Here is a 26825-nt window from a genome sequence, read left to right as displayed (position 1 = left end):
CGTTCACCGTCCATCCCGCTGATGTCCGTGCTGGCCTTGTCCTGCGCGATCCCCACCGCCGTCGCAGCCCAGGGGGCGCGCTCTGAGGAGACCGCCGTGGTGCTCGACGCGCTCTCGGTCGAGGGGACCCTCACCGCCACGCCGACCTACCGGGTGCCGGACCTCTACAGCGGCACCAAGACGATCACGCCCCGCCTCGACCTGCCGCAGCAGGTCGACGTAATCCCCCGGGAAGTCCTGATTGACACAGCCGCGACCCGCGTCGAGCGCGCGCTCGACTACGTGCCCGGGGTCGGAAAGCAGAACGATTTTGGCGCTCAGAACCTCGCCCTCTACTCCGTTCGGGGATTCGCGACCCAGGACATCTTCTTCAATGGCTTCAACATCGCCCGCGGCTACAACGGCGCCCCCGACACCCAGAACGTCCAGTCCATCGAGGTCCTGAAGGGCCCGGCCGGAGCCCTCTACGGCCGCAGCGATCCGGGGGGCACCGTCAACATCCTGACCAAGCAGCCCGTAGCGCGACCCTTCGTCGAGATGGGCACGCTGTTCGGCAGCTTCGGCACCGCCCGCACCACGGTCGATGCCGGCGGCGCGCTGAGCGAGGACGGCAGCGTCCTCTATCGCTTCAACGGCGCGCTCGCCCGCCAGGACAGCTTTCGCGATTACGTCGACGGCGACCGGGTGCTCCTGGCGCCGGTGGTGAGCTGGCAGGTCACCCCCGACACCAAGATCACGTTCGAGGCGCAGTACCTGCGCAACCGCCAGACCTTCGACCGCGGCACCGTCGCGGTGAACAACCGCCTCGGCCTCGTCCCGCGCTCACGCTTCTTCGGCGAGCCGGGCGACGATTCCGTGTCCGAGAGCGCGCTGCTGCAGGTGCGGCTGGAGCACGCCTTCAACACCAACTGGCATTTGCGGGTCGCCACGCACCTCAACACCGGTAGCCTCACCGGCCTGCAGACCGGCGCGACCGGGATCCTCGACGACGGGCGCACGCTCTTGCGCGAGTTCCGCCAGCACGACTTCACCTGGGGCGTCGCCATCGGCCAGGCCGAACTCGTCGGGCGCTTCGAGACCGGGCCCATCGCCCACACCCTGCTGCTCGGCCTGGAGCACGAGCGCTACAACAGCACCGAGAACCTGCTGCGCTCGACCCCGCGTCTCGACCCCTTCGCCATCGACCTGTTCAACCCGGTCTACGGGCAGGCCAAGCCTCCGTTCACGCGCCGCTACAGCGCCAGCGAGAACGTCGGCAACACGGCGGTCTACCTCCAGGACCAGATCGCCCTGAGCCCGGAATGGAAGCTGTTGCTGGGCAACCGCACCGACTTTTACAACCAGACCTTCCGCGACAAGGTCGCGAACGAACGCACCGAGCAGGACCGTACCGGCTTCTCGCCGCGGGCCGGTCTCGTCTACCAGCCGCTGTCGTTCCTGGCGCTCTACGGCAACGTCGCCGCCTCGTTCCGCCCCAACACCGGCTTCGATAGCGCGTCGCGGCCCTTCGCGCCCGAGACCGGGTTCGCCTACGAGGTCGGGACCAAGCTCGACCTGTTCGACGGCCTCAGCGTGACGGCCGCCGCCTTCCACATCGAGAAGGAGAACGTACTCACCACCGACCCGGCAGACTTCTTCTTCCAGATCGCCGCCGGGGCGGTGCGCAGCCAGGGCTTCGACGTCAGCCTGGTTGGGCAGGTCACGCCCGAGTTCCGGGTGATTGGCGGATACGCCTTCATCGACGCGGCGGTCACCCGCGACGAGGTGCTAAGGGTCGGATCACCGCTGCTCAACATTCCACGCCACAGCGGCTCGCTGCTCGGCATCTACGAGGTCCAGGCGGGCGACTGGAAGGGTTTTGGGATCGGCGGCGGGTTCCGCGCCATCGGCTCGCGGCTCGGCGACAGCGGCGTCGAGAGCTTCCGCTTGCCGGGCTACGTCTTGACGGACGCGCTGGCCTACTACCGCTACGAGAACCTGCGCTTCGGGCTGAACGTCGACAACATTTTCGACGAGACCTACTACGAGCGCTCCTACAACACCTTCTGGGTCGGCGTCGGTGAACCGCGGCGCGTCACCGTCAGCATGACGGCGCGGTTCTGATGGGCGAGCGTCCGGAGCCGCCAGAGGCGTCGGTCAGTCTATCGCCCCTGTCCGCCCGCATCGCCTCCATCGATGCCCTACGCGGACTGGTGATGGTACTGATGCTCCTCGATCACCTGCGCGAGACCTGGTTCCTGCACGTACCCGTGGCCGACCCGGTCGACGCACGGGCTGCCCTGCCGGCCGTGGCCCTGGCCCGCCTCCTCGTCAGCCTGTGCGCGCCCATCTTCATCGCGTTGACCGGCGTGGCTGCGTACCTGTTCGGTACCAGGCATACACTGGCGGAGACACGGGCCTACCTGCTGAAGCGTGGGCTCGTGCTGATGGCGCTGGAGGTCCTCTACCTCTCGGAACTGTACTGGGGCGTCGCCAGTCCGACGCTCTGGCTGCAGGTGATCTGGTGCATCGGCGTCTGCATGATCGTCCTGGCGGTGCTGGTCGGCCTTCCACGCCCTGTCCTCCTCGCGGTCGGACTGCTGATCGTCGGTGGCCACAACCTCCTCGACCCGATCCACCTCCAGCCTCACCAACCGTTCTTCCCGGTCTGGGCGATGCTGCACCAGCGTGACGTCATCGCGCTGCCGTTCGGGCTGGTCGCCAAGACGACCTATCCCGTGCTCCCGTGGATTGGCGTGATTGTGCTCGGCTACGCGGTCGGCCCGTGGTTTCTGCCCACCGTCGCGGCGCAAACCCGCGAGCGCCGGTTTGTGGCTCTCGGCTGCGGGATGTTCATTGCCTTCGTGATCCTACGTCTGGCGAACGGCTACGGCGACATGCCCTGGTTCGCCGTCGAGGGCGACGCGCTTCGAACCACGATGAGCTTCGTTTCGCTGACGAAGTATCCCCCTTCGCTGCTGTTCCTGCTGCTGACGCTCGGGATCGGGGCGCTGCTCGTCGTCGCGCTTGAACGAAGGCGCGACGCCCCAGTCGTCGCGGCCTTAGCAGTGTTCGGCGGTGCGCCGATGTTCTTCTACTTGCTCCACCTGACGATCCTGCGGCTCCTGTATCACGGTGCCGCCGCCATCTGGGGCCCGACGCAGGGCAGCGTGTTCGGCGTGGCAGATTACGGGTGGGTGCTGGTCTGGTACGTCGGCTTGGTCGTGCCCCTCTACTGGCCGACGGCCTGGTTCTCGCGCTTCAAGGCATCCCGACGCGAGATCGCCTGGCTCAGGTATCTCTAGTGGAGGAAATCTGACGGATAGAACCCGTTCCCTGGGCCCACTCCCGGCCCCTTGCCGACCCTCAGAAGGTCCGCGCCCAGCCTGTTGAGGCAGAGGTCAACGACTGGGTTGGGTGGAAGCGGCGAGACCGTTTTCGGTCGCCAAATGCTTCAAGCGGACATCAACATCGTCCGCTCAACAGGATCTCGGCGACTTCGGGCACGTCTCGGGTCGCCCGCTCGCACAACCCGGAAAGGTCTGCACCGGAGAAGGCGTGCATGTAGAGGGGGTGGAGGGCCATCTCGACGAACCGCACCGCCGTCGGGGTGGCCTCGGCCAGCGCTGCGTCGGAGGCATCCGTCGCCAGGCATTCGGCGATGCAGCTGACGCACCCCCCGAAACCGATCCGGAATCCCTCACGACCGAGCTCGGGAAATGCCTTCGCCTCGGCGATGGTTAGGCGCATCAGGGCGATGCTCTCCTCGGCAAGGGTGAGGTTCGCGAGCTCGATGCCGACCTGGACGAGACGCTCCTTCAACGACCCACTCGTGGGCACGATGGCCATCCGGGCCTGCAACACGTCGACGTAGCGGAGCACCACCGCCGAGAAGAGGGCCTCCTTGGTCGGGAAGCGCCCGTACAGCGTCGTCTTGCCCGTGTGGGCGAGCTCCGCAATCTGGTCGACCGTCGTGCGACCGAACCCCTGCTCCAGGAACAGGGACGAGGCGACAGTGATGATGCGTTCCTCGATCTGCCCGGCCTGGTCGGCGCGCGGGCGTCCACGCCGCGGGCGGTCCGGCGACGAATGGACGGGGGTACGCTTGCCGGATTGGTCCAAGATCGGAGCCGATTTCGCTGGGGGACGCATGCACCGAAGGTGGTGCGTGCGAACGGCCAAGCCAAGGCGTCCCGCACGGCCGTCCATCTGTGATGGTGAGCGGCGAGCGACCTGCGCGAGGGGGCGGAGCGCCGGCCGGTCGCCGTCATCACGAGGCCGAAGGCCCCGTGATCCCTATCGCCCGAGTGCTAGGCGGCCTGCTTGCCGACCGCGGCCTCGGCGGCCTTTGCGTAACGCTCTTCCAGCGCCTTGCTCTCCTGGCCGAGGCGCTCGAACTCCTCGGCCTGCTTCGAGAGGCCGAGTGCCTTCGCGTAAATCACGTGGCACTGGAACGCTGTGGCCACGTAGGTCAGGCCGGCTCGGGCACCGAAGCCGATGGCGACGTCGCGTGTCTCGTCGTCCTGGGCAGCCTTGACGGACATCTCAGTGCCTTCGGCGATGCCGGCCTGGATACGGTCCTTGAAGTCGTTCGGCTGGGTGTCGAGCTCCTTGAGGAAGTCGATCATCGCCTGCTGCTGGCGGCCGCACAGCGCCGCGCCTTCGCCGGCCAGCTTCTTGAACTCCGGATCGGTGAACTGCCCCTCGGCCTGCGAGGCTGCCGCCTTGCCCTGCTCAGAGGCCGAACGGTAGGCCTGGAGGCCGGCGATGTACCAAGTCTTGATCGTCTCGCGGGACATTCGAACTGCCTGTCTGTTGGGTCGTGTGGTCCGCCACGCCGGGAGCGGAGCGGTCCGCGCACCATACTTGGAGCATTAAAAGGACGATGTCGTCCTATTATGAGAAGTCGCGTTTCGGCCCATGGTTCCTGGCCGGTTCCGGTTTTTCGATCAGGTCCGTCAGCCGACGATGGCGTCGTTGAGGTAGGCCACGAGGGGCTGGGCCGCCGCGAAGGTCTCGACGACCACATCGAGGGCGTCGTCACCCTGGACTTGCTTGTTCGTCAGTTTGCGGTTGGCGCAGAACCCCTTCAAGCGCAGGTACTCGATGGCCGGGTGGTCGGGATCGTACCCCTGAGGCGCCCGCTTGAGCTCGCCAGGGCTCGTCAGCCCGTCGGGGAACATCGCCTTCATCTCGCGGGACTCGACGACACCGGTCCATTTCGGCACCGAGGCCGCGATCCGCTTGCGGATGTTGTCGAGCGCCTTCGGCTCGGTCGTGAAGATGCCCCCACCCGCGTAGCAGGCCCCGGGCTCGACATGGAGGTAGTACGAGGCCGACCCCTGGTAGTCGCCGACACCGTTGAGCATCACGAACAGGTCCGTCTTGTACGGCGGCTTGCCCTTGGCGAAGCGCATGTCCCGGTTGATGCGGGTCACGCACTTCGTCGGCTCGGCGTTCGCCTTCTTCACCTTGGGATCGAAGCGTGATGCCGCGTCGATCAGGAGACCTGCCACCTCGACGAGGTTGGACTTCGCACGCTCGTAGTCGTCCCGATGTTCCTCGAACCATTCCTTGTCGTTGTGGGCCGCGATGCCCTTCAGGAAGTCGAAGGTGTGCTTCTCAATCATCTGGGGGCATTCCTTTCGCCGAAATCGAACGATGGGGTTTCGTGAACAGGACGCGCCCCGAGCGCGGGTGACTTCGCCCCCCAAGCCGCGCGAGCCGCGCGAGCGGCGGCCAGGTGGTCGACCAGGGGCGGCGGCAGGGGTGATGCGGGATGCAGCCATGGCTCGTGGGCGAACCCGGCCGGAAGGCTGGCCAGTTCGGGCAACCAGGCGCGGACGTAGCTCTCGTCGGGGTCGAGGTCGCGGCCTTGCTTGACCGGGTTCAGGATGCGCGGCCCACGATCCTGATTGACCCGGCCGTCGTTGATCGCGACCTGGAGCCAGGTGATGCCGGGCTCGTAGTCGTCGAACAACTCCGCCAGTACCGTTCCGACCTCGAACGGAGGCAAGCCCAGGAGCTGCACCGCATAAGAGGCGGCAAGCTGACGGAGGCGGAAATTGATCCAGCCGGTCGCCTTCAGCTCGCGCATGGCCGCATCAGGCATGGGGATGCCGGTGCACCCGTCCCGCCAAACTTCGACCCTGCGCCGCATCTCCGGCGTGATCGGGAGCGGACGCAGATCGTCCTCATAGCGGGAGAAGGTCGTCAGGAAGCCGGGACGGTAGCGGACGCGCCCCTTGAAGGCGCCGAAGGATTTCCCCGCGACTGTCCGGGCCTGACCCGGGTTCGCGCGATGCCAGGCGCGTTCCGCCGCCTCCGTTTCGGCCCTCGCCCTGTCGCTGGACAAGGTGCCCGCCGCAAAGTGGGTCGATAGTAGGCTTGTGCTCAGCCGGTCTCGGCCCGGCATCCACATGCTGGCCAGGTAATCCCGATCCGGCAGGACCCTGAGGAAGGCCCGCAACAAGGCTATCGGGTGATCGTCCGGCAGCGCCCCCGGTGCGACCTCGACCGCATCGGACAGGAACGGCACGTCGGGTCTAGCTCCGCCCGCTCCCTTGCGACGGATCATCTCGCCGTTGACGGTCAGCAACGGGATGCAAGCCGCCGCCAACTCGTCCGCCCATCGCCGGTGATGGGCAAGTTCCGCGGCCATGCCATCGGCGGCGTTGCGGATGACCACGGAACATCCATGCCGCCGACAGGCCGCCGCGACGGACGTGTCGTCACCAGGGCCGCGCACCTCGAAAGGTATGCCTTTGGCCGAGAAATGCGCCTCAAGTCGCGCCTCGGCTGCCTCCTCAAGGGCGCGCCGATGCGGAGTCCGCCTGGGTCGCCCCCGCCCCTCCGGGGCGATGCGCAGCACCGTGAAGCCCCCGTAGCCGGTCATGGCCCGCCGGAGGGCAAGGTTGTCCTCAAGCCTCAGATCTTCGGCAAGCCAAAGAAGGACCCTGCAATCGGATTGTCGGACGGTCGTAGCATGCATCGGAATGAAATAGGACGATGGCGTACTATTTCAATATCGGGGTCGCAGGTAGAATGCGGATCGTCCGCTTCTTGCCCAAAAGCTAAAGTCCGGGCCTGTCCCGAGCCGTAGTGGCCGGACGGCCGACGGACGACCGCTTATGGGAAGCGCTGATGACGAGTTTGGCGGCTGGGTTGGGTCGGGACCCGTCCGTCCGCTCTACGACCGGGTTGGGTGGTTTGCGGTCCGTCCGCTTTCGGGCGCCTGAGTCGCGAAGCCGTCAGTCGGCATTCAGGGGATGCAAGAGGTCGATCCCTCCCGGCGGCATCCCTCAAGTGGTCGCGCAGCCCGACTTCGATGACCGCCTACGAAGCGCATGCGGTTCGTTCGTTCACGATCCGACGCGCGCCGAACAGATGGCCTGTCCGAGGAACGAAGCGGCGTTCGCCACCGCCGCCTGTCCGTCCGCAAGTTCGGCGTGGAACATGTGCCAGACGTGGAACATGCCGGGCCATATCTCCAGCGAGACGCGAACGCGGTTCTCGCCCAGGTGCGATGCGAGCCGGATGGCGTCGCTAAGCATCAATTCGGCCTCGCCGATCTGCACCAGGATCGGGGGTAGCCCTCGGACGTCGGCGAAAACCGGCGAAGCCTCTGGGCTGTTCGGGAGGGCGCCGCCGAGGAAGGTTCGAGCCATCAGGTCGAGGCCCGCCTTGGTGTTCAGCGGATCGAGGCCCTCGCGGTTGAACATGGATGCGCCGGTATGCTCCAGGTTCGCCCACGGGGAGAGGGCGGCCCCGCCCGCGGGTAGCGGCACGCCGGCGTTGCGGGCCATGACCATCACCGTGACCACCATGGCACCGCCCGCGGAGTCGCCCGCGAAGGTGACCGACCGTGGGTCCTGGCCCTGGTCGATCAACCAACGGTACGCGGCGAAGGTATCCTCAATCGGGGTCGGGAAGGGATGCTCCGGAGCGAGCCTGTAATCCGGCAGGTAGACCCGCGCCTTCATCGCCTTGGCGAAGGCGCCGGCCAAGCCGTAATATCCGCCCGGTCCTCCGACGATGTAGGCTCCGCCGTGGATGTAGAAGAGCACCCGGTCGCCGGCGACGTCCTCCGGCGTCACGAGAGTGCCCGGGACGCCGCCCATGTCGACAGGTTCGATCCGAACGCCGTCGGGCGTCGGATGCTCCGCCATCTTGTCGATGTAGGAGCGCCGGATCTGAGTCAGGGTCACGTCCCTGTTCTCGCCGAGGATGACGGGGCCGAGGTCCTGGAGGCTGCCGGCCCACTGGTCGAGCCGCTGGGTCACGAGATCGCTGAAGGTCATGATACGCGCTTCCTATCGCCGATAATCGGTTCAGGTGACCCATATATGCGGACGATTGGCGAATGTGCGTCAACACACCGGGGACCGGGTAGACCGCATGTCATCAGGAAACATCGGAGACATCGCAGCGTTCGTGGCGGCGGCGGAAGCGGGCAGCTTCGTCGCCGCCGCGCGCATCCGAGCGATGACGAGATCCGGGATCGCGAAGAGCGTGGGGCGGCTTGAGGGCCGCCTCGGCGTGCGGCTGTTCCATCGGACGACGCGAAGTCTCGCCCTGACGGACGATGGCCGTATCTTCCTCGACCGATGCACCCAAATCCTCTCCGATCTTGAGGATGCGGAGCTATCGATGGCCAACGGGAGCGGCGAACCGCAGGGTCTACTCCGCCTCACGGCTCCGGCCACCTTCGGACGGGTGGTGATCCTGCCCGTGCTCAACCGGTTCCTGGCGTCGTGGCCGAAGCTGCGTGCCGAGGTCAGCCTCACCGACCGGGTCAACGACATCATCGACGATGGCTACGACTTGGCGATCCGGATCGGGGAACCCCGCGAGCACGGCAGCCTGATCGCCAGGACCCTGACGCGGCAGCAGGATGTCGTCGTGGCAAGCCCGGGCTACCTGTCCACGCGACCGCCGCCCCTGCATCCCGACGACCTTACGGACCATGCCTGCCTGAGCTATCTCAGCGCCGGCCAGCACCGGGGTTGGCGCTTCGCCATCGATGGCAGGACCGCTTCGATCCGACCACGGGCGCGGCTCTCGCTGGATGGCGGCGAGGCCTTGCGGGATGCCGCCATCTCCGGTGCTGGCCTGGCCTACCTGCCGAGCTACGTTGTCGACGATGACGTCGCGAACGACCGCCTGCGGACCGTGCTCTCGGCCTACGCAGCTCCCCCCGTCCCGATCTGCGCGCTTTATCCGAGCCGGCGCCACCTGGCCTCCAAGGTCCGGCGTTTCATAGACCTCGTAGCGGCCGAGCTCTGAACCTTCGGCGTGCTTGGGTCATGTTCCCGGCTCGGCTGATGCCACGAGATCCACGTCGACTCCCACCTCCAGGGCCACCCATTGCCCCGATGCCCAGGGGCCCTGGCCGACACCGAACTCGGTGCGGACAAGGTCGAGATGCCCGACCGCGTGCGCCTTCCCGCCGTCGAGGGTGAAACGGAACGGCAGTGTGACGGGCTTGCTCTTGCCACGGATGGTCAGTGTGCCGACCGCGTCGTAGCGGCCGTCGCCCTTGTCGACGAAGCGGGTCGCCTCGAAGCGGGCCTTCGCCTCCGCCTTGACGTCGAACCAGTCCTTTTGCGGCAGCGCCTCGTCGCGCTGGACGTCGCCGGTCTTCGCCGAACTCAGGTCGATCAGGACGGTGGCGTGGCCGGTCTCGGGCTTGGCGGGGTCGAAGTCCACCGCCGCCTCGAAGCGCTGGAAGCCCCCCGTGAACGGCACCCCAACCTGAACACCCGAGAACCTGATCGCGCTCTTCGAAGGATCGACCTGCCACTCGGCGGCGAACCCGTGGGACGGCACCGTCTGGAGGGCCAGCAGGACGAGCAGGTGACGGACGTTCATGACGATGATCTCGTGAGGGGATGCCCGCCCGCGCCGCGCAGGGCCAGCGACATGCGGCGCAGGACGTCGTCGCGAAGAACCCAGTGATGGCGCAGCGCCGCCGCCACGTGCAGCAGTACGAGCAGGCCGAGGAACCAGGCGCCGTAGGCGTGGACCCACTTCATCACCGCCTCGCCGGCGGCGGGATCGACGAGTCCGGAGAGAGGCAGGTGCGGCCATGGAATCTGCCCGAACAGCACCGTCGGGATGTTGAAGGGCGAGAGCGAAACGACGGCCCAGCCGGCGAGCGGCAATCCAAGCAGCAACCCGTACAGGGCGAGGTGGGCCGCCGCGGCCGCCCGGCGCTCACGCGCCGGCATGCCGTCAGGATGGGGCGGCGGCTTTTGACCGAGACGCCACGCGAGACGCAGGACGGTCAGCAGGAGGACGGTGATGCCCACCGACTTGTGCCACTGGTACAGTTGGAACCGGCGCATCGGCGCCAGGTCCCCGTGCACCATGAGCAGGCCCATCCCGAGCAGGCCCAGCACGCAGAGCGCGCTGACCCAGTGCAGCAGGATCGCCACGCGGGTGTATCGCCGCGTTGCTTCCGACATGACCGCCCTCCGTCTCCCGGACCCAGGTGTCAGTCCTGACGCTCGAAGGCGCCCGCGATGGTGAGGTGAAGATCGTCGCCGATCAGGGGCACGTAGGTCTTCACGCCGAACTCGGAGCGCTTGATCGTGCCGGTCGCGTCGAAGCCGACCGTGTACTTCTTGCTCATCGGGTTGGCGCCGGCGCCGACCAGGGTGACGTCGAGCGTGACGGGCTTCGTGACGCCGTGCAGTGTGAGGTTGCCCAGTACCTTCGCCTTGTCCTTGCCCTGCGGCTCGACCTTCGTGGACACGAAGGTCATCTCCGGGAACTTGGCCCCGTCGAGCCACTGGTCGCCCTTGAGCTCGCCGGTGAGCTTGTCGCTGGTGGTCGAGACCGAGGCGACCGGGATCTTGATCGAGAGCTTCGACTGGGCCGGGTTCTTCGGATCGAGGGTCAGGGAGCCCGACACGTCCGAGAAGCCGCCGTGGTAGTTCGAGAAGCCCATGTGCGAGACCTTCCAGCCCACCTGGGTGTGGCCGGCGTCGACGGCATAGGTTCCGGCCTGGATCTGGGCGGGGTCGCGCGTCGGCGGTGTCTGGGCCAGGGCCGGGGCGGCCAAGGCGAGGGTCAGCGCGATGGTCGGGATGAGAAGGGTCTTCAACGTCGTTCTCCGGATGGGGGCGACGCTGGTCGCCCGGGGTGCGGGTCGGTCCCGAGACGGGGACCTCTGCGGCCCCTTCTTCTTCGATCACCGGGTCGTTCGATAGCCGGTATATATCGATGCGATCCATCGGACATGGCGATGGATCACGAAGGCGGCCTGGACCGGTCCGTGTCGCTCAGTTCGACAGGCGCTCCCGTCCCGAGGGCGCATCGAAATCGAGGTCGGGGCCGAGGGGGACGATGCGGCTCGGGTTCAGCCAGGGGTGGCTGCCGTAGTAGTGCCCCTTGATGTGCCCGAGATCGACCGTCGGTCGGATAGCCGGGTGCTGGTAGAGGTCGCGGGTGTAGGCCCAGAGCGCCGGGTACGTGACGAGCGCCCGGCGATTGCACTTGAAGTGGCCGTGATAGACCGCGTTGAAGCGCACGAGGGTCGTGAACAGCCGGATGTCGGCCTCGGTGAGCGCATCGCCGACCAGGAAACGCTGTCCGGCAAGGCGCTCCTCAAGCCAGTCGAGGGTATCGAAGACCCCCTCGATGGCGGCCTCGTAGGCAGCTTGCGTCGTGGCGAAGCCGGCTCGGTAGACCCCGTTGTTGAGGTTCGCGTAGACACGCTCGTTGACGGCGTCGATCTCGGCGCGGTGGGCCTCCGGATAGTAGTCACCCGCGGTCGCCCCGAGCCCGTCGAAGGCCGCGATGAACATCCGCAGGATCTCGGCGGATTCGTTCGAGACGATGCGACCGGTCGCCTTGTCCCACAGCACCGGCACGGTCACGCGCGTCGTGCAGTTCGGATCGGCCAAGGTGTAGAGCTGGTGGAGCGCTGTCACGCCGTTGACCGTGTCGGGGACGACCCCGGGGCCCGGCGCGAAGGTCCAGCCGTCCTCGCCCATCAGCCAGTGCACGACGGAGAGGCCGACCATCGGCGCGAGCCCCTTGAGGCTGCGCATGATGAGGGTGCGGTGCGCCCACGGGCAGGCCAGGGAGACGTAGAGGTGATAGCGTCCTGCCTCGGCCCGGAAAGGACCGTCGTCCGCGGTGACCCGGTCCCGGAAGACCGAGGGCGGCCGACGCAGCGTGCCGTCGGACAGCACGCTCTCGATCCCACCGGTGCGCCATACGCCGCCGATCAGCTCACCCATGGCTTGGCTCCCCCAGTGCTTTCTTGACGGCCGGCGACACCTCGGTGCCGAGCAGCGTGATCGAGCGCTGCATCGCCTCGGTCTCCAGCATGGCTGAGCTCATCTGGAAGGTGATGCGCGAGAGCCCGCCAAGCGCCTCGCTCGCCGCGAGGACCTTGTCGCGGACGGTGCCGGGCGAGCCGATCAGGAAGGCGCCCCCGGGGCCGCACATGGCGTCGAACTGGGCGCGGGTGACGCGGGTCCAACCGCGCTCGCGCCCGATCTCGGTGAACATGTGGGCCCAGCCGGGGTAGAAGGCGTCGCGGGCGGCGCGGTCGGTGTCGCCGACGAAGCCCATGGCGTGGACCCCGACCTTGAGCGCCTCCGGTGCGTGGCCCGCCCTGCGGCCGGCCTCGCGGTAGAGGTCGACGAGGGGGCGGAAGCGCTCGAAGCCGCCGCCGATGATGGCCACCATCAGCGGCAACCCTAACGTACCGGCGCGGGCGAAGGAGGCCGGGGTGCCACCGACCCCGAGCCAGATCGGGATCTGCGCCTGATGCGGCCGCGGGTACACGCCCTGGCCGTTCAGGGGCGCCCGGAAGCGACCGCTCCAGGTCACCTTGACCTCGTCGCGCAGCTTGAGGAGCAGGTCGAGTTTCTCCGCGAACAGGGCGTCATAGTCCTGCATGGCGAAGCCGAAGAGCGGGTAGGCCTCGCCGAAGGAGCCCCGCCCGACCACGATCTCGGCGCGCCCCTTGGCGATGAGGTCGACAGTGGCGAACTCTTGAAAGACCCGCACCGGATCGGCGGCGCTCAAGACCGTGACCGCACTGGCGAGGCGGATGCGCTTGGTACGCGCCGCCGCGGCGGCCAGGATGACCGTGGGGGCGGCATCAAGGAACTCCGGACGGTGGTGCTCGCCGATGCCGAAGACGTCAAGGCCGACCCGGTCGGCGGTCTCCACCTCGGCCAGCAGCGCTTCCAACCGGTCCGCCGGCGGGACCGTTCGGCCCGTCGCCGGGTCGGGAATCGTGGCGGCGAAGCTGTCGATACCGATTTCCATCGTCTTGTCCTCGGCGGGATCGGTCGGGCCGACCCGCGGTCGCTCAAGGCCGGCGATGCCGTCGGCCCTTCGATTGCCTGTCGGTGCCGGGCTCAGGCGGCGAGCGCCGCGACCTGCGCCTTGGCCTCGGCGACGGCGTGCTCCTTCGTCTCCCCGCCCTTCGCGAGGCCCTCGGCCCGCACGATGGTGATGTCGGTGAGCCCGATGAAGCCCAGCGCGACGCGCAGGTAGCTCTCCTGATGGTCGAGGCCCGCAATCGGGCTGTCCCCGGAGTAGGCGCCGCCGCGGGTCGAGGCGACGTAGACCGTCTTGCCCTTGACCAACCCCTCGGGGCCGTTCGGTCCGTAGTTGAAGGTCTTGCCGGCGACGCAGACCCGGTCGATCCAGGCCTTGAGCTGCGACGGGACCGAGAAGTTGTACATCGGCGCGCCGATGACGATGACTTCGGACGCGAACAGGTCGTCGACGTAGGCGCCGCCCTTGGCGAGATCCTCGCCGAGGGCCTGGCTGCCGACCTCGCCGCCCTGGAAGACCGCCAGGTGGGCGTCCGACAGGTGGAGGGTCGGGTCGGCGACGAGGTCGCGTCGGATGACCTCCGCGCCCGGGTGGAGCGCCTGCAGCCTGGCCACGATGTCGGCGGTGAGCGCGCGGCTGACCGAATGAGCGCCGAGGATGCTTGAATCGATGTGGAGGATTTTAGTCATGGTGTGGGCCTACGGGCGAACGATAAGGGTATCGGGGTCGATGGCGGGAAGCCGCCACCCCCGAGGACACGCTGATTAGACGACCCGCCCGGGCATCGAGGAAGCCAGTTCGTTGCGATGCTTACCATCGGGCGTGGCGATGGACGACGGTGGTGAACCCTGTGAGGATCGCGGCGTTCTCTCACAGGAACATGCCGCCGGAGACCTCGATGCGCTGTCCGTTGACCCAGCGGTTGGCGTCCGAGAGCAGGGAGGCGATGGCGGGGCCGATGTCGTCGGGGAGGCCGACGCGGCCGAGGGCGGTCTGGCCGGCGATCATCTTATTGAGCCCGTCGTTGTCGCGCACGACGCCGCCGGCGAAGTCGGTCTCGATGGCGCCAGGCGCAATGGCGTTGACCGCGATCCGTCGCGGTCCGAGCTCCTTGGCCAGGTAGCGGGTCAGCGTCTCGACGCCGCCCTTCATCGCCGCGTAGGCGGCGTAGCCCGGCAGCGAGAAGCGGGTGAGCCCGGTCGACAGGTTCACGACGCGGCCACCGTCGACGATGACCGGCAGCAGGGACTGGGTCAGGAAGAAGACGCCCTTGAGGTGGATCGACATCAGCCGGTCGAACATCTCCTCGCCGGTCTCAGCGAAGGGCGCGGCGATGCCGATGCCGGCGTTATTGACGAGGAAGTCGACGGTCTCGCGTGACCAGGTCTCCCGCAGGCCCTGCCGAAGTCTGTCGACGAAGGCCGGGAAGGATGAAACCTCCGCCGTATCCAGCCGGAGCACGATGGCCTTCCGGCCGAGTCCCTCGATCTCGCGTGCCACCGCGACCGCACTGCCCTCGTCGCTCCGGTAGGTGACCACGACGTCGACGCCGGAGCACGCGAGGGCCAGGGCCGTGTTCCGTCCGAGGCCTCGGCTGCTGCCCGTCACCAGGGCGATCTTGTTCGTGTCCATGGGCTTTCCCTTCGATGCGGCGGCATTCCGTCGGACACATCCCATGGCCGCGACCGCGATGGCACTCCGTACGTTTCGATGTTATCCATCGGCTTTCCCGATGGATCGCTCTCCCCATGCTCGACGGATTGTCTCTGGACCAGTTGCGGATCTTCGAGGCGGCGGTCGACGAGGGCAGCTTCTCGGCGGCGGCCCGAAAGCTTCGGCGGACGCAATCCGCGGTCAGCGAGACGATGGCCAACCTGGAGGCGCAGCTTGGGGTCGTCCTGTTCGACCGGAGCGCCCGCTACCCGCGCCTCACGACCGAGGGGGCCGTGCTGCTCGCCGATGCCCGGGCCATCGTCGCGGGCGTCAACGGCCTGAAGGCACGGGCCAAGGGCATCGCCGGCGGGTTGGAGCCCGAGCTCACCGCCGTCATCGACGTGTTCTTTCCCATTACCGCCTTCGCCGAGGTCGCACGGGAGTTCCGGGAGAGCTTCTCCGCGACCCCGCTGCGCCTCTACGTCGAGGCGCTTGGAGCAACTGTCCAACCCGTTATGGACGGGCGCGCGAGCTTCGGCCTGGTGGGTTCGCTGCCTACCTTGCCTGCCGGCCTCACGGCCGAGCGCCTAACCAGCGTGACCTTCGTCATGGTCGCGGCGGCGGATCACCCGCTCGCGGCGCATCGCGGACTCATTCCGAAGGCCGCGCTGGCCGAGCACGTACAACTCGTCCTGACGGACCGATCCGATCTCTCGGCCGGGCGCGAGTTCGGCGTGATGTCGCCCTCGACCTGGCGGCTGGGAGACCTCTTCGCCAAACACGCCTTCCTGCTGAGCGGCCTGGGCTGGGGCGGCATGCCGCTTCACATCGTACGCCAGGACATCGACGACGGCCGCCTCGTGATCCTGTCCATCGAGGATATTCCGGAAGGCGGCCTCTCGCTTCCGATGTCCGCGGTTTACCGGACGTCCGAGCCGCCCGGTCCGGCTGGCCGCTGGATGATCGAGCGCCTCAAGCAATGCCCGAACCAGGCTTTCGTCGAGGAAGCGGTTGACGAACCAGGAAATGTGTAATACCGACGGTGACACACCAACGGTTCAAACGCTCCGATGCCAACCAGTTCCCGCTTCGTCGTCGCCGTCCATGTCCTCGCCGCGCTTGCGGTCGGTGACGGAAAGCCGATGCGGTCCGAGGATCTCGCCTACTCCGCTAACACCGGGGCGGTCGTCATTCGCGGGTTGCTCTCTCGCCTGAACGACGCTGGCTTGACCAAGTCCCAGTTGGGGGCCGGTGGCGGCGCCCTGCTCGCCAAGGATGCCGCAGCGATCCGCCTCATCGACGTCTACGAGGCGGTCGAGGACACGGAATTGTTCACCCTTCACCGGACGGCGCCCTGCGCGAACTGCGCCGTCGGGGGCAACATCCAGGAAGCGCTCCGGCCGACCCTGGATCGGGCGCGCAAGTCGATGGAGGGCGAGTTGTCCGGGGTCACGGTCGCCGACATCGCCGCCGAGGTGGCACGACTGGGCAAGTTCACGATCCCTCTCGTCTGGTGAAGCTTTACCAAATTCTGTCGTAGCGACGACGACATACTATCATATATGTCATCCCGCGCGACCGATCATGGCGGGTCCTCGGCCTTCGGGGCGCCGACGACCCGTCTTCCCCAGCCCCGCATCCAAACAGGAAACAAGTCCATGAGTATCGGCATCATCGGTTCGGGCGCCCTCGGTTCGAACGCGGCCCGGGCCTTCGCCGCGAAGGGCCTCGACGTCATCCTCTCGAACAGCCGCGGTCCGGAGTCCCTTGCGGGCCTGGTCCAGGAGATCGGGCCGCACGCGAAGGCCGGGACCATCGCGGAGGCCGCGGGCGCCGACATCGTGCTGGTAGCCGTGCCGTGGGTCCACATCCAGGCGGCCCTGCACGGCCTGCCGGCGTGGAACGGCCGCGTCGTCATCGACGGCACCAACGCGGTCGAGTTTCTCGCCCCCGACTCCCCGGACCGGAACGACGCGAGCAACCCGCTCGCCGCCTACGGCATCAAGGCCATCGACCTCGGCGGTCAACATTCCAGTGCGGTGTTCAGCGAGTTCGTCCCGGGTGCCCGCGTGGTCAAGGCGTTCAACCACCTCGACGTCAATGTCCTCCCTGAGCCCGAGACGGCCGGCGGCAAGCGCGTCCTGTTCTACTCGGGCGACGACGTCGCGGCGAAGGGCGCGGTCCGCGACGTGATCGAGACCGCGGGCTTCTTCCCCATCGACCTCGGAACGCTGGACGTCGGCGGGCCCCTGGCTGGACTGCCCTTCGGGTCGCTCGCCACCCTGAACCTCGTAAAGATCTAGGTGGGCCGACCATCGACCTCGGGGGCATTGCTCCCTGGGGTCGATGAGAGAGGCTGGCGTCCGGACTGGCATGAACGTCCGGAGGCTTGCTGCCGACGCTCGCTATTAAGACCGCTGGGATTGACCGCCCTCCGGGCATCCCCCCTACTCACATTGGACGCGGCGAGAAGACGGGAACCCGATATGCCACTGGTCCACGTCAACGGTCTCTCCCTGAACTATGAGTTGACCGGCCCTGGCGGCGCGCCAGTCGTCGCCTTCTCTAACTCCCTTGGGACGACGATGGCGATGTGGGACGGCGTGGCGCCTCGTGTCGCCGAACGCTATCGGGTGCTGCGCTACGACACTCGTGGACATGGGGGCTCGGCCACCCGCGATGAATCCTGCGAGATCCTGGACCTGGCAGGGGACCTCCGCAACCTGCTCGACATTCTCGGCATCGAGCGAGCCCACTTGGTCGGCCTTTCGCTTGGCGGCATGACCATGCAGGCATTGGCGGCCGCCGAGCCGGAGCGGGCGTCGAGCCTGACCCTTATGGCGACCGCCGCCCATCTGCCGAGCGAGTCGATGTGGAACGAGCGGGCGGCGACCGTACGCGCGACGGGGATGGCGGCGATCATGGAGCCGACGTTCCAGCGCTGGTTCACGCCGGGCTTCGCGGAGCGATCTCCTGCCGTGTTCGTGCCTATCCGGGACGCCTTCGCCGCGTGCAACCCGGCCGGCTATGCGGTCGCGTGCGGAGCGATAGGCCGGATGGACCTGCGGCCCGTGCTGAACCGCATTACGGCGCCGACCCTCGTCGTAGCCGGACGCGACGATTCGTCGACGCCACCGGCGATGGCCGAGGTCATCTGCGAGGGCATCCCCCAGGCGGAGTTAATCCTGTTGCCGCGTGCCGCGCATATGCTGGCCGTCGAGCGACCGTATCCGACCGCAAGCCATCTGCTAGCGTTCCTTGATCGGCACATGAGTTGACAGTCAGATCCGATGGGATCGCTCTCTGCATGTCTGCTTTCGAGGGAAGGCCAAGTCCCTAACCTACGGCGTGGTTGGGTCGGATACGGCACGTCCGCTCCAGAGCGAAAAGCCAAGGTCCGCTCCCCATTCATCCCGGACGTTCGTGGCGGTAACCGGTGTCAGATTTCCAAACTTAGCCTTCTAAGGTTGGTCGACCCGTTACGCCCACTTCGTCTGATGGAAGTACAGCTTTGGAAGTACGGACTGCGCCTGGACTGCGGGAGCTCCTGTGTCAGGCCTCCGCGATCACGCCGCGACACCTGGCCCGGGTGTAGTCGGATACGATAAGGGGCCCCGAAGGGCCCCTGCCGATCACATGCGATGGTGGCGATGGCCATGCCCGTGGCGCATCATGTGGCCACGGTGGTGATGGTGGTGCCGCATCATGTGCCCACGATGATGGTGATGGCGCATGCCGTGGCCGCGATGACCGTGCATGCCGTCCATCCGGACCTCAGTCACGGCGGTCGGGGCATCGACGGCACCGACCATGCCGGGGGCGGCCGAGGCGGGAGCGACCGAAGCGGCACCCAGGGTTGCCAGGATGGCGGCGGCGAAAAGGGACTTTCTCATGGGCTTCCTCACGTCGTTGTCGGCAATGCGTCGAAACAGACGGCACCCGAGCCTTGTGAACGGCTCCGCTTCCAAGACCGTTCCGCGGGGTACGTTCTCCTCCTACTCGCGTGCCTAACGGAACATTCGACTTCCGCTGGGCTGGTCGGCCGGCCCGACGTTCGACTCAGCAGGCAATGACATCCAACGGCGCTCACCCCGCCCTGGCCGGCCAACGATGATGCAGGTCGTCGATGACGTAGGCGTGGGCGTGACGGCGGCCTCCATGCAGGTGCGGGTGCCGGACGTCGAGGTCTGCGTGGGCATGCTCGATCACGTCGGGGTCCGCCGCCGGCCATAGCCGGGCCGCCGTAGCGACGCCGGCAAGCGTCACAGCCCCGAGGATCGCCAGCGTGGATGGCATCCCCACGGACGGGCTCAGCCACCCGGCCAGCGGATAGGTGAGCAACCACGCGGCATGGGACAGGGCGAACTGGGCGGCGAAGACGGCCGGGCGGTCCTCCGGGGTCGCCGAGCGGCGCAGGAGTCTGCCGGTGGGGGTCTGCACGGCGGCGTAGGCGATGCCGAGGATCAGCCAGGTCCCGAGGAGAAGCGGCCAACCGATGGTCCCGCCCCATGTCATGGCCGCGACACCCAGGAGAACCGCGCCGAGCAGGGCCGCCGCCGGGATCATGATTGCGCGGTCCGATAGCCGGTCGAGCAGTCTTGGCAGTGTCAGGGCGGCGATCATGGAGCCGCCCCCGAACAAGCCGAGGGCGAGGGCCACGTCGGTCTGGGGTCGGTCCAGGAGGCCCTGCACGATCACCACGGTGTTGACGATGACCATGGCGCCTGCCGCGGCGACCGCGAGGTTCAGGGCGAGCAACCCGCGCAGGCGCGGCGTCGCGAGGTAGATCCGAAGGCCTCGCGTCGTCCGGTCGTAGACGCCGCCATGCGGGTCGGTCCGGGCGGCGGTCGGCAAGGTCACGGACACCACCAGTGCCGCCGAGCACATGAAGCCGACGACCGTGCCGCCGAACAGCGCGTTGTAGGGGACCACGGTCAGGAGAAGGGCCGCCAGGGTCGGGCTGAGCAGGTTCTCCATGTCGTAGGCGAGGCGCGAGAGCGAGAGGGCACGGGTGTAGTCCCGTTCGTCCGGTAGGATGTCCGGGATGGTGGCCTGGAAGGTCGGGGTGAACGCCGCCGAGGCCGATTGCAGGACGAAGATCAGGGCGTAGACCTGCCAGACCTGATCGACGAAGGGCAGCGTCAGTGTGATGGCGGCGCGGACGAGGTCCGTGCCCACCAGGAATGCGCGTCGTGGCAACCGACCCGTGAAGGCCTGGGCCACCGGGGCGACGAGGACGTAGGCCACCATCTTGATGGCCAGCGCCGTCCCGAGGACGGTGCCAGCGCGGTTACCGGCGATCCGGAATGCCAGAAGCCCGAGGGCGACCGTGAGCAGACCCGTGCCGATCAGGGCGACGACCTGGGCCGCGAACAGGTGACGGTAGGTGCGATGGGCGAGGACGCTCAGCATCGGAAGCGCCTCACAGGTACTTCGCGAGCAGCTTGAACTCGGCGAGGGCGTCCTTGGTGGATTTGCCTCCCTGCCCGACGCCGTCCGCGAGGCAGTGCTCCATGTGGTCCTCGATGAGGACGCGCTTGGCGTTCGTGATCGCGCTCTCGACCGCGTGCAGTTGCTGGGCGAGGTCCACGCAGGGGCGGCCTTCCTCGATCATGGAGATCACCCCGGCGAGGTGGCCGTGCGCGCGCTTCAGGCGCTTGACGATATCCGGATGCGAGGCGTGTTCCATCCCGCGATCCTATCCCCCCGGAGGGGATGCATCAATCGGCGTCGCTTGCTACGGAGGCGTGTAGTGGCCGGCCGGCGGCCCCTTCTCTCCGAGCAGGTCCGTGACGTGGTCCTCGGCCGGATGGCCGGTGGCGCCACGATGCACTGCGGAGCATGCCGCGAACCTCGGACCCGAAACCGTCATGACCAACATGCAGGTGCCGTCGTACCCCATGCGCGTCGCCAGGGTGATGCGCGCCTCTGGCCATTCCAGGGCGTTCGCGGCAGGCCCGATCCGGGCCTTGCCATGGCGCTGCACGCCTTCCCGCCGCATCGCCTCCCAACGCCGACGCGGCGGCGACGTCGCCGAGCGGGCGCCCGACCCAGACCAATTGCTGCAGGCCCTGGTCCCGGCAAACGACGAGGATGATCTGCGCCGTGTCGGAGCCCGAGGCGAGCGGCCGATCATGGAAGTAGAACAGCCCGGTCAGGTTCGCCTCGCGGTCGACCATGGAAGGCGGCGCGATCCGGTCGACCGGTCCCCACGAGAGACCGAACGGTGCCTCGTCGCCCGAAGCGGCCGCCGGCGTCGAAATGGCAGCCCATGCCGCGATGGCGAGTGCTGGACGGCACGGCATCGGGCTACTCCGCCGCGTTGAGGCAAGCCGGGGCCTCCGTTACCCGCGCCGATGAGCTGACCGTCGTGGTCCGGGCGAACCGGGCATAGAGGGCGGGGAGGATCACCAGCGTCAGGAGGGTCGCACTGATGAGGCCGCCGATGACGACGGTCGCGAGCGGCCTCTGGATTTCGGCCCCCGTCTCGGTCGCCAGGGCCATCGGCACGAAGCCCAGCGACGCCACCAGGGCGGTCATCGCCACTGGCCGTAGACGGGTCATCGCACCCTCCAGGATCGCCTCGCGGTGCGGCTTCCCTTCCGCGATCAGCTGCTTGATGTAGGTCAGCATCACGAGCCCGTTGAGGACCGCCACCCCCGACAGGGCGATGAACCCGACCGCCGCCGGCACCGAGAACGGCATCCCCCGCAGCCATAGGGCGGCGATGCCGCCGGTGAGTGCCAGCGGGACGGCGCTGAACACCAGCAGGGCGTCGCGCGCCGAGTTCAGGGCCGAGAACAACAGCAGGAAGATCAGGAAGAAGCACACCGGCACCACGACCATCAGGCGCTGCCGGGCCGAGGCCAGGTTCTCGAACTGCCCGCCCCAGGTCACGTAGTATCCGGCAGGAAGCTGGACGCCCGACGCGACCTTGGCCTGCGCCTCCGCCACGAGCGATCCGATGTCGCGGCCGCGCACGTTGGCGGTGACCACGACCCGGCGGCGGCCGTTCTCGCGCGAGATCTGGTTCGGCCCCTCGGTGACGGAGAAGCTCGCGACCTGCTTAAGGAGGACTGAGGACGCCCGCCCGTTGACGCCCGGGGGCAGCGGCACGGGGATGTTCTCCAGGGCCTCGCGGTCCTCGCGCACCTTGTCGTTCAGGCGCACGACGATGGGGAAGCGCCGGTCACCCTCGAAAACCATGCCGGCCTCGCGGCCGCCGATGGCCGCGCCGATGACGTCCTGGATCGCGGACGTGCTCAGGCCGAGCCGTGCGGCCTCGGTCTTGTTGATCTTGATCTCTAGGAACGGCAGCCCGGCGGTCTGCTCGACCTTGACGTCGTCGGCGCCCTCGGTCCCGCGCAGGATCGCCGCGACCTGATTGGCGGCCTTGAGCATCGGCTCGAACTCCTCGCCGAATACCTTCACGGCGAGGTCGCCGCGGGTTCCGGCCAGGAGTTCGTTGAAGCGCAGTTGGATGGGCTGGGAGAACTCGTAGACGTTGCCCGCAAGCGCCCCGAGGGACTTTTCGATCTGCTCCTGCAACTCGGCCTTCGACAGGTCCGGGTCGGGCCATTCGTCTTGGGGCTTGAGGATGACGAAGGTGTCGGACGAGCTCGGCGGCATCGGGTCGGAGGCGACCTCGGCGGTGCCGGTCTTTGAGAAGACGTAGGCGACCTGCGGGAATCGGCTGATCGCCTGCTCGACCTTCAGCTGCATCGCCTGCGACTGGGTCAGGGAGGTCGAGGGGATGCGCTGGGCGTTCAGCGCGATGCTCTTCTCGTCGAGCTGCGGGATGAACTCCTGGCCAAGCCCCCTGAACAGGAAGCCGGCGCCGACGAGCAGCACCAGGGCGACCGCGACGAACGTCATCGGAACCCGCAGGGCGGCGCCGAGGACCGGTCGGTAGGCGGCCTTGATCCCGCGGATGAGGACGTTGTCGGTCTCGGTCACCTTCCCGGTGATGACGATGGCGATCATCGCCGGGACGAAGGTCAGCGAGAGGACGAAGGCCGAGACGAGGGCGATGATGACGGTCAGCGCCATCGGCTCGAACATCTTGCCCTCGACCCCGGTGAAGGTGAGGAGCGGCACGTAGACGAGGATGATGATCGCCTGCCCGTAGAGGGACGGCTTGATCATCTCCTCGGCCGACGCGCGGACGGTGACCAGGCGCTCCTCCAGGTCGAGCTTGCGCCCGAGCTCGGCCTGCCGCTCGGCAAGATGGCGTAGGGCGTTCTCGGTGATGATGACCGCCCCGTCGACGATGAGGCCGAAGTCGAGGGCGCCCAGGCTCATCAGGTTGGCGCTGATGCGCCCCTGGACCATGCCGGTCATGGTCATGAGCATCGCCACCGGGATGACGAGGGCGGTTACGATGGCCGCCCGGATGTTGCCGAGCAGCAGGAACAGAATGACGATGACGAGGGCGGCGCCCTCGGCCAGGTTCTTGGCGACCGTGCGGATGGTCGCCTCGACCAGCAGGGTCCGGTTAAGGACGGTCTGGACCTCGACGCCGGGCGGGAGGGTGCGCCTGATCTCGGTCATCTTCGCGTCGACGGCGGCCGAGACAGTGCGGCTGTTCTCGCCTATCAGCATCAGGGCAGTGCCGATGACGACCTCGCGCCCGTCCTCGCTGCCCGACCCGGTGCGCAGGTCGCGCCCGATCCGGACTTCCGCGATGTCCGAGATGCGGACCGGCACGCCGCCGCGCGTGATCACGACCACGGAGCCGATGTCCTCCATGGTCTCCAGGCGACCGGCGGCACGGACGACGTAGCCCTCGCCGTTGTCCTCCAGGTAGCGGGCGCCCTGGTTGGCGTTGTTGGCCTCCAGCGCCCGGCCGATGTCGGCGAAGGACAGATCGAGGGCCGTCAGCTTCATCGGGTCCGGCTGGACGTGGTACTGCTTGTCGAAGCCGCCGATGCTGTCGACCCCGGCGACCCCCGGCACGGTCTTCACCTGGGGGCGGATGATCCAGTCCTGGACCGTGCGCAGGTAGGCCGTTCGTTCGAGCTCGGTCGCGAGGCTCTGGCCCTCCGGGGTCAGGTAGCTCCCGTCACCTTGCCAGCCCGCCTTGCCATCCGGGGAGACCTTACGATCCTTCGGTTGGGCGTAGTGGATCGACCACATGTAGATCTCGCCCAGGCCCGTCGAGATCGGCCCCATGTGCGGCTCGGCCCCCGGCGGCAGGGTCGACTTCGCCTCACCGATCCGCTCGGCGACCTGCTGCCGTGCGAAGTAGATGTCGAGCTTCTCAGAGAAGACGGCGGTGACCTGAGAGAAGCCGTTCCGCGAGAGCGAGCGGGTGTATTCGAGGCCCTTGATCCCGGCGAGCGCGGTCTCGACCGGGTAGGTCACCTGCTTCTCGATGTCGACCGGCGAGAGCGACGGCGCGGTGGTGTTGATCTGCACCTGGTTGTTGGTGATGTCCGGCACCGCGTCGATGGGGAGCTTGGTCAGCGAGAACACGCCGAAGCCCGCCGCCAGCAGCGACAGGAGCACCACGAGCCAGCGCTGGTGGACCGAGAAGTCGAGGATCTTCGAGATCATGGCCGGCCCCCTCAGTGGTCGTGGTCGGCTTCGGCCTTGCCGAGCTCGGCCTTCAGGACGAAGGAATTTGCCACCGCGACCTCGTCCCCGGGCTTCAAGCCAGTGAGGATCTCGAAGGCGTCGTCGTCGGCCTTGCCGATCGTCACGTCCCGGCGTTCGAAGCCCTCCGGGGTGCGGACGAACACGACCTTCTCACCGCCGATGGTTTGGATGGCGGATTTCGGCAGCCGGACAGCGACCTTGTCCTGGGCGATCTCGACCTCGGTGGTGACGAAGGTCCCGGGTCGCCAGGTCATCTCCTTGTTCGGCAGGGCGACGATGACCCGGGCCGAGCGCGTCTCGGGGTTGAGGATCGGGCTGACGAAGACGACCTTGCCCACGCCGCGGGAGGCGTCGTCGCCTCCGACGATGGTAACCTTGGCGCCCTCGCGGACCTTCGACAGCTCCGTGGTCGGGATGGCGAGCTCGATCCACACGGAGGACAGATCGGCGACGGTGTAGACGTCGGCCGGGTCGCCCTCCTTGCCGACGGCGGTTCCGACATCGACCTTACGCTCGACCACACGGCCGGCGAGCGGGGACTTGAGCTCGTAGCGGCGTAGCGAAGATAGGTTCGGGGTGGTTTCGTCCTTCTTGGCGGACGTCGCGACCTCGGCTGCGTTGAGCCCCAGGGCCGAGAGCTTCTGGCGTGCCAGGTCGACCCGAAGGGTCGCCTCCGAGTAGGCGGCCTTGGCGTTCAGGAATGCGGACTCGGCCGAAATCCGCTTGTCCCAGAGGGCCTGCTGACGGTCGAAGTTGGTCTTCTCCAGGTCCACCTTGACCGTCGCGGTGAGGAAGTCGCTCTTGGCCTCGGCGACCTCGCGGCTGTCGAGGACGGCCACGACCTCGCCCTTGGCGACCTCCTCGCCGAGGCGCTTGCGCATCTCGGCCACGGTTCCAACGACCCGCACGGGGACGCGGGCGATCCGGTCGGCGTCCTGGGCGATGGTGCCGGGCACCAGGAGATGTCGCGAGAGGATGCCACCCTCGACCGTGGCGAGCTTAATGTCCTGCTCGGCGGCCTGCTCGGCTGTCATCTTGATCTTGCCCTCGCCCTCCTCGTCGTGGCCGTGCGCCTCGCCTTCGGCGTGCTTGTGCTCGCCGGCAGGCTTGGGCTCGCCGTCGGCATGCTCGTGGCCATGCTCGCCATGACCGTGGCCATCGTTGGCTGCGGGTGTCGCCGTCTTGGTCATGGCCGCGTTGGTCGGCGGCGCCGTCCGGGCGTTCGTCAGGCCGGCGGCGGCGAGCGCGCCCTGCACGACCTCGGACACACGGGGGAAGGCACCGCCGACGGCGATGCCGATGGCCAGGAAGGCCACGGAGAGGAATGCACGCATGGGAATGGGCCGGGTCCGCCAGGGACGTCGCAGCGCCGCTCATGCGGCTTGGGACGGTCCCCTACTGGGGGGTTCGCGATGGTGAGGCGGCCGGGACCCGCGAGGAGCCGGCCGGGACGCGCCACGGGGGTGGCGACGTCGCCTCAGGCGCGAGGCGGCCTGGGAAGGCGGTCGGGCGAGACCGATCCAATGGCGGTGGTCACGGTCGCGTAGGAAGCGCGCGCGGTCCCGAGGGACGGCAAGGCAGGCGTCCCGTCTACGTGCAGGGCTTGGTGGCAGCCGCAATTCGCATGGCAGGCTGGGCAAGCGTCGGCATGGTCCTGCCTTGCGGCATCTGCCGGGGCCGACATCGAGAGTTCGTGGCTGACCGAACGGTGGGCCTCGGCGGAGTGGATCGCGCCGGGGACGACGAGCGCCATGACCAGGACGAGCGAGAGCACGCGGACGGTGGTCGCCCACCAGCCGCGCATCCTCTCGTAGGCCCTGATCCGGTATCCCGTGGTCATGGTCGCCTTATGAACGATTCAGTGCCACCCGTACATGCCAGGCGGCCAAAGCCGAGTGCCGAGCTTCAATAGTCGTCGTGATGGTGATGGTGGTGTCTGCGCTCGCCGTAGAATTCCCGATCCCTGTAGAAGGCCCGGTCGCCGTAATCCCGATGCGGACGGTGGATGACGACGTCGTCGTGGTCGCCGTGGTGGTAGCGGTCGACGTGGACGTCGCCGCGCCGGTCGAAGTCGCCGCCGTAGTATTGGGCGGACGCCGCGGCCGGGGCGAGGATCAGGCTGGCGGCGACCAAGGCAGGGATGCGGACACGCATGGCTCGTTCCTTAAGGGATGCTGCCGTCAGGATCGGCTTCGACGGTTGAACGAAGCCTGAAACCGCCGTTCATCCATCGGCGGCCGAAAGTACCGAACCAATCTCACGGCACGCGGATGCAGGGCTCCTCCGGTCGC

At 67.7% G+C, this 26825-nt stretch carries 27 protein-coding genes; 7 read left to right on the top strand and 20 right to left on the bottom strand.

The genetic code is table 11. The features are described from left to right. Positions 1 to 21 precede the first annotated feature (21 nt). Complete coding sequence (locus ASF34_RS15755) at positions 22 to 2103, top strand: TonB-dependent siderophore receptor (RefSeq protein WP_373320883.1); 2082 nt, start codon at positions 22 to 24, stop codon at positions 2101 to 2103. Further along, positions 2103 to 3284: a DUF1624 domain-containing protein gene (locus ASF34_RS15750; protein WP_056162279.1), complete on the top strand. Its 1182-nt coding sequence runs from the start codon at positions 2103 to 2105 to the stop codon at positions 3282 to 3284. The genes ASF34_RS15755 and ASF34_RS15750 overlap by 1 nt, the downstream gene beginning before the upstream one ends. Before the next feature lie 160 nt (positions 3285 to 3444). Here ASF34_RS15750 and ASF34_RS15745 read toward each other — a convergent pair whose 3' ends face one another. The 5 genes from ASF34_RS15745 to ASF34_RS15725 form a co-directional block, all read right to left on the bottom strand. Further along, the gene (locus tag ASF34_RS15745) at positions 3445 to 4101 is read right to left on the bottom strand and encodes a TetR/AcrR family transcriptional regulator (RefSeq protein ID WP_056162276.1); all 657 of its coding nucleotides are present in this window, start codon (positions 4099 to 4101) and stop codon (positions 3445 to 3447) included. A 188-nt stretch (positions 4102 to 4289) separates the two neighbouring features. Beyond that, positions 4290 to 4778 (bottom strand): DUF892 family protein, encoded by a 489-nt coding sequence (locus ASF34_RS15740; RefSeq protein ID WP_056162272.1) that lies wholly within the window; start codon positions 4776 to 4778, stop codon positions 4290 to 4292. A 159-nt stretch (positions 4779 to 4937) separates the two neighbouring features. Further along, entirely contained in the window at positions 4938 to 5609 is a 672-nt protein-coding gene (locus ASF34_RS15735) for a DUF2461 domain-containing protein (protein ID WP_056162270.1), read from the bottom strand. Continuing rightward, positions 5606 to 6970, bottom strand: a complete 1365-nt coding sequence (locus tag ASF34_RS15730) for an FAD-binding domain-containing protein (RefSeq protein WP_056162267.1) — start codon at positions 6968 to 6970, stop codon at positions 5606 to 5608. The genes ASF34_RS15735 and ASF34_RS15730 overlap by 4 nt, the downstream gene beginning before the upstream one ends. A gap of 370 nt (positions 6971 to 7340) precedes the next feature. Next, positions 7341 to 8279 (bottom strand): alpha/beta hydrolase, encoded by a 939-nt coding sequence (locus ASF34_RS15725; protein ID WP_056162264.1) that lies wholly within the window; start codon positions 8277 to 8279, stop codon positions 7341 to 7343. A 97-nt stretch (positions 8280 to 8376) separates the two neighbouring features. Between ASF34_RS15725 and ASF34_RS15720 the strand changes: the two genes are divergently transcribed. After that, positions 8377 to 9264 (top strand): LysR family transcriptional regulator, encoded by an 888-nt coding sequence (locus ASF34_RS15720; protein WP_056093421.1) that lies wholly within the window; start codon positions 8377 to 8379, stop codon positions 9262 to 9264. A gap of 18 nt (positions 9265 to 9282) precedes the next feature. Here the strand turns inward: ASF34_RS15720 and ASF34_RS15715 are convergent, their stop codons facing one another. The 7 genes from ASF34_RS15715 to ASF34_RS15685 form a co-directional block, all read right to left on the bottom strand. Then, positions 9283 to 9849: a YceI family protein gene (locus ASF34_RS15715; RefSeq protein ID WP_056162262.1), complete on the bottom strand. Its 567-nt coding sequence runs from the start codon at positions 9847 to 9849 to the stop codon at positions 9283 to 9285. After that, complete coding sequence (locus tag ASF34_RS15710; RefSeq protein WP_056162259.1) at positions 9846 to 10445, bottom strand: cytochrome b; 600 nt, start codon at positions 10443 to 10445, stop codon at positions 9846 to 9848. Before ASF34_RS15710 ends, ASF34_RS15715 begins: the two co-directional genes overlap by 4 nt. Before the next feature lie 29 nt (positions 10446 to 10474). Then, positions 10475 to 11086, bottom strand: a complete 612-nt coding sequence (locus ASF34_RS15705; protein WP_056093409.1) for a YceI family protein — start codon at positions 11084 to 11086, stop codon at positions 10475 to 10477. A 178-nt stretch (positions 11087 to 11264) separates the two neighbouring features. Further along, entirely contained in the window at positions 11265 to 12227 is a 963-nt protein-coding gene (locus tag ASF34_RS15700) for a glutathione S-transferase family protein (protein WP_056093406.1), read from the bottom strand. Next, positions 12220 to 13269 (bottom strand): LLM class flavin-dependent oxidoreductase, encoded by a 1050-nt coding sequence (locus tag ASF34_RS15695; RefSeq protein ID WP_056093404.1) that lies wholly within the window; start codon positions 13267 to 13269, stop codon positions 12220 to 12222. The genes ASF34_RS15700 and ASF34_RS15695 overlap by 8 nt, the downstream gene beginning before the upstream one ends. 92 nt (positions 13270 to 13361) lie before the next feature. Continuing rightward, positions 13362 to 13973: an FMN-dependent NADH-azoreductase gene (locus ASF34_RS15690; protein ID WP_056093401.1), complete on the bottom strand. Its 612-nt coding sequence runs from the start codon at positions 13971 to 13973 to the stop codon at positions 13362 to 13364. Between the two features lie 181 nt (positions 13974 to 14154). Next, a complete protein-coding gene (locus tag ASF34_RS15685) occupies positions 14155 to 14916 on the bottom strand; it encodes an SDR family NAD(P)-dependent oxidoreductase (protein WP_056093396.1) in 762 nt (253 codons plus the stop codon). Between the two features lie 116 nt (positions 14917 to 15032). On the opposite strand from ASF34_RS15685, the gene ASF34_RS15680 reads away from it, so the two are divergent. The 4 genes from ASF34_RS15680 (at position 15033) to pcaD (ending at position 18215) form a co-directional block, all read left to right on the top strand. Then, positions 15033 to 15971 carry a LysR family transcriptional regulator gene (locus ASF34_RS15680; protein WP_056093393.1) on the top strand — a complete coding sequence of 313 codons (939 nt, stop codon included), beginning with the start codon at positions 15033 to 15035 and terminating at the stop codon, positions 15969 to 15971. 36 nt (positions 15972 to 16007) lie between these two features. After that, the gene (locus tag ASF34_RS15675; RefSeq protein ID WP_056093390.1) at positions 16008 to 16454 is read left to right on the top strand and encodes an Rrf2 family transcriptional regulator; all 447 of its coding nucleotides are present in this window, start codon (positions 16008 to 16010) and stop codon (positions 16452 to 16454) included. 141 nt (positions 16455 to 16595) lie between these two features. Continuing rightward, a complete protein-coding gene (locus ASF34_RS15670) occupies positions 16596 to 17240 on the top strand; it encodes an NADPH-dependent F420 reductase (RefSeq protein ID WP_056093387.1) in 645 nt (214 codons plus the stop codon). 183 nt (positions 17241 to 17423) lie between these two features. Next, on the top strand, positions 17424 to 18215 hold the full coding sequence (pcaD, locus tag ASF34_RS15665; RefSeq protein ID WP_056093384.1) for a 3-oxoadipate enol-lactonase: 792 nt from the start codon (positions 17424 to 17426) through the stop codon (positions 18213 to 18215). A gap of 354 nt (positions 18216 to 18569) precedes the next feature. Here pcaD and ASF34_RS15660 read toward each other — a convergent pair whose 3' ends face one another. The 8 genes from ASF34_RS15660 to ASF34_RS23165 form a co-directional block, all read right to left on the bottom strand. Beyond that, the gene (locus ASF34_RS15660; protein WP_056162257.1) at positions 18570 to 18830 is read right to left on the bottom strand and encodes a hypothetical protein; all 261 of its coding nucleotides are present in this window, start codon (positions 18828 to 18830) and stop codon (positions 18570 to 18572) included. A 193-nt stretch (positions 18831 to 19023) separates the two neighbouring features. Further along, positions 19024 to 20349: an MFS transporter gene (locus ASF34_RS15655; protein WP_056162253.1), complete on the bottom strand. Its 1326-nt coding sequence runs from the start codon at positions 20347 to 20349 to the stop codon at positions 19024 to 19026. Between the two features lie 10 nt (positions 20350 to 20359). After that, the gene (locus ASF34_RS15650; protein ID WP_056162250.1) at positions 20360 to 20626 is read right to left on the bottom strand and encodes a metal-sensing transcriptional repressor; all 267 of its coding nucleotides are present in this window, start codon (positions 20624 to 20626) and stop codon (positions 20360 to 20362) included. A gap of 48 nt (positions 20627 to 20674) precedes the next feature. Continuing rightward, positions 20675 to 20938, bottom strand: a complete 264-nt coding sequence (locus ASF34_RS23530; RefSeq protein ID WP_244479016.1) for a hypothetical protein — start codon at positions 20936 to 20938, stop codon at positions 20675 to 20677. Positions 20939 to 21246: 308 nt separating this feature from the next. After that, positions 21247 to 24492: an efflux RND transporter permease subunit gene (locus ASF34_RS15640; RefSeq protein WP_056162248.1), complete on the bottom strand. Its 3246-nt coding sequence runs from the start codon at positions 24490 to 24492 to the stop codon at positions 21247 to 21249. A gap of 11 nt (positions 24493 to 24503) precedes the next feature. Further along, the gene (locus tag ASF34_RS15635) at positions 24504 to 25868 is read right to left on the bottom strand and encodes an efflux RND transporter periplasmic adaptor subunit (protein ID WP_056162246.1); all 1365 of its coding nucleotides are present in this window, start codon (positions 25866 to 25868) and stop codon (positions 24504 to 24506) included. A gap of 143 nt (positions 25869 to 26011) precedes the next feature. Further along, positions 26012 to 26374 (bottom strand): hypothetical protein, encoded by a 363-nt coding sequence (locus tag ASF34_RS15630; protein ID WP_244479015.1) that lies wholly within the window; start codon positions 26372 to 26374, stop codon positions 26012 to 26014. 65 nt (positions 26375 to 26439) lie between these two features. Beyond that, positions 26440 to 26688: a hypothetical protein gene (locus tag ASF34_RS23165; RefSeq protein WP_056162243.1), complete on the bottom strand. Its 249-nt coding sequence runs from the start codon at positions 26686 to 26688 to the stop codon at positions 26440 to 26442. Positions 26689 to 26825 lie beyond the last annotated feature (137 nt).

The organism is Methylobacterium sp. Leaf106 (genome assembly GCF_001422895.1).
In the GTDB taxonomy this organism is placed as follows: Bacteria; Pseudomonadota; Alphaproteobacteria; order Rhizobiales; family Beijerinckiaceae; genus Methylobacterium; species Methylobacterium bullatum.
This window is presented reverse-complemented; position numbering and strand designations above follow the sequence as displayed.

What these genes read in the sequence shown, in the direction of transcription:
- ASF34_RS15720 (WP_056093421.1), top strand. Translation starts at nt 8,377, where the DNA reads ATGTCATCAGGAAACATCGGAGACATCGCAGCGTTCGTGGCGGCGGCG.
- ASF34_RS15690 (WP_056093401.1), bottom strand. Translation starts at nt 13,973, where the DNA reads ATGACTAAAATCCTCCACATCGATTCAAGCATCCTCGGCGCTCATTCG.
- pcaD (WP_056093384.1), top strand. Translation starts at nt 17,424, where the DNA reads ATGCCACTGGTCCACGTCAACGGTCTCTCCCTGAACTATGAGTTGACC.
- ASF34_RS15740 (WP_056162272.1), bottom strand. Translation starts at nt 4,778, where the DNA reads ATGTCCCGCGAGACGATCAAGACTTGGTACATCGCCGGCCTCCAGGCC.
- ASF34_RS15630 (WP_244479015.1), bottom strand. Translation starts at nt 26,374, where the DNA reads ATGACCACGGGATACCGGATCAGGGCCTACGAGAGGATGCGCGGCTGG.
- ASF34_RS15670 (WP_056093387.1), top strand. Translation starts at nt 16,596, where the DNA reads ATGAGTATCGGCATCATCGGTTCGGGCGCCCTCGGTTCGAACGCGGCC.
- ASF34_RS15675 (WP_056093390.1), top strand. Translation starts at nt 16,008, where the DNA reads ATGCCAACCAGTTCCCGCTTCGTCGTCGCCGTCCATGTCCTCGCCGCG.
- ASF34_RS15755 (WP_373320883.1), top strand. Translation starts at nt 22, where the DNA reads ATGTCCGTGCTGGCCTTGTCCTGCGCGATCCCCACCGCCGTCGCAGCC.
- ASF34_RS15640 (WP_056162248.1), bottom strand. Translation starts at nt 24,492, where the DNA reads ATGATCTCGAAGATCCTCGACTTCTCGGTCCACCAGCGCTGGCTCGTG.
- ASF34_RS15655 (WP_056162253.1), bottom strand. Translation starts at nt 20,349, where the DNA reads ATGCTGAGCGTCCTCGCCCATCGCACCTACCGTCACCTGTTCGCGGCC.
- ASF34_RS15725 (WP_056162264.1), bottom strand. Translation starts at nt 8,279, where the DNA reads ATGACCTTCAGCGATCTCGTGACCCAGCGGCTCGACCAGTGGGCCGGC.
- ASF34_RS23530 (WP_244479016.1), bottom strand. Translation starts at nt 20,938, where the DNA reads ATGCGGCGGGAAGGCGTGCAGCGCCATGGCAAGGCCCGGATCGGGCCT.
- ASF34_RS15730 (WP_056162267.1), bottom strand. Translation starts at nt 6,970, where the DNA reads ATGCATGCTACGACCGTCCGACAATCCGATTGCAGGGTCCTTCTTTGG.
- ASF34_RS15680 (WP_056093393.1), top strand. Translation starts at nt 15,033, where the DNA reads ATGCTCGACGGATTGTCTCTGGACCAGTTGCGGATCTTCGAGGCGGCG.
- ASF34_RS15700 (WP_056093406.1), bottom strand. Translation starts at nt 12,227, where the DNA reads ATGGGTGAGCTGATCGGCGGCGTATGGCGCACCGGTGGGATCGAGAGC.
- ASF34_RS15750 (WP_056162279.1), top strand. Translation starts at nt 2,103, where the DNA reads ATGGGCGAGCGTCCGGAGCCGCCAGAGGCGTCGGTCAGTCTATCGCCC.
- ASF34_RS15650 (WP_056162250.1), bottom strand. Translation starts at nt 20,626, where the DNA reads ATGGAACACGCCTCGCATCCGGATATCGTCAAGCGCCTGAAGCGCGCG.
- ASF34_RS15710 (WP_056162259.1), bottom strand. Translation starts at nt 10,445, where the DNA reads ATGTCGGAAGCAACGCGGCGATACACCCGCGTGGCGATCCTGCTGCAC.
- ASF34_RS15685 (WP_056093396.1), bottom strand. Translation starts at nt 14,916, where the DNA reads ATGGACACGAACAAGATCGCCCTGGTGACGGGCAGCAGCCGAGGCCTC.
- ASF34_RS15660 (WP_056162257.1), bottom strand. Translation starts at nt 18,830, where the DNA reads ATGAGAAAGTCCCTTTTCGCCGCCGCCATCCTGGCAACCCTGGGTGCC.
- ASF34_RS15635 (WP_056162246.1), bottom strand. Translation starts at nt 25,868, where the DNA reads ATGCGTGCATTCCTCTCCGTGGCCTTCCTGGCCATCGGCATCGCCGTC.
- ASF34_RS15715 (WP_056162262.1), bottom strand. Translation starts at nt 9,849, where the DNA reads ATGAACGTCCGTCACCTGCTCGTCCTGCTGGCCCTCCAGACGGTGCCG.
- ASF34_RS23165 (WP_056162243.1), bottom strand. Translation starts at nt 26,688, where the DNA reads ATGCGTGTCCGCATCCCTGCCTTGGTCGCCGCCAGCCTGATCCTCGCC.
- ASF34_RS15735 (WP_056162270.1), bottom strand. Translation starts at nt 5,609, where the DNA reads ATGATTGAGAAGCACACCTTCGACTTCCTGAAGGGCATCGCGGCCCAC.
- ASF34_RS15695 (WP_056093404.1), bottom strand. Translation starts at nt 13,269, where the DNA reads ATGGAAATCGGTATCGACAGCTTCGCCGCCACGATTCCCGACCCGGCG.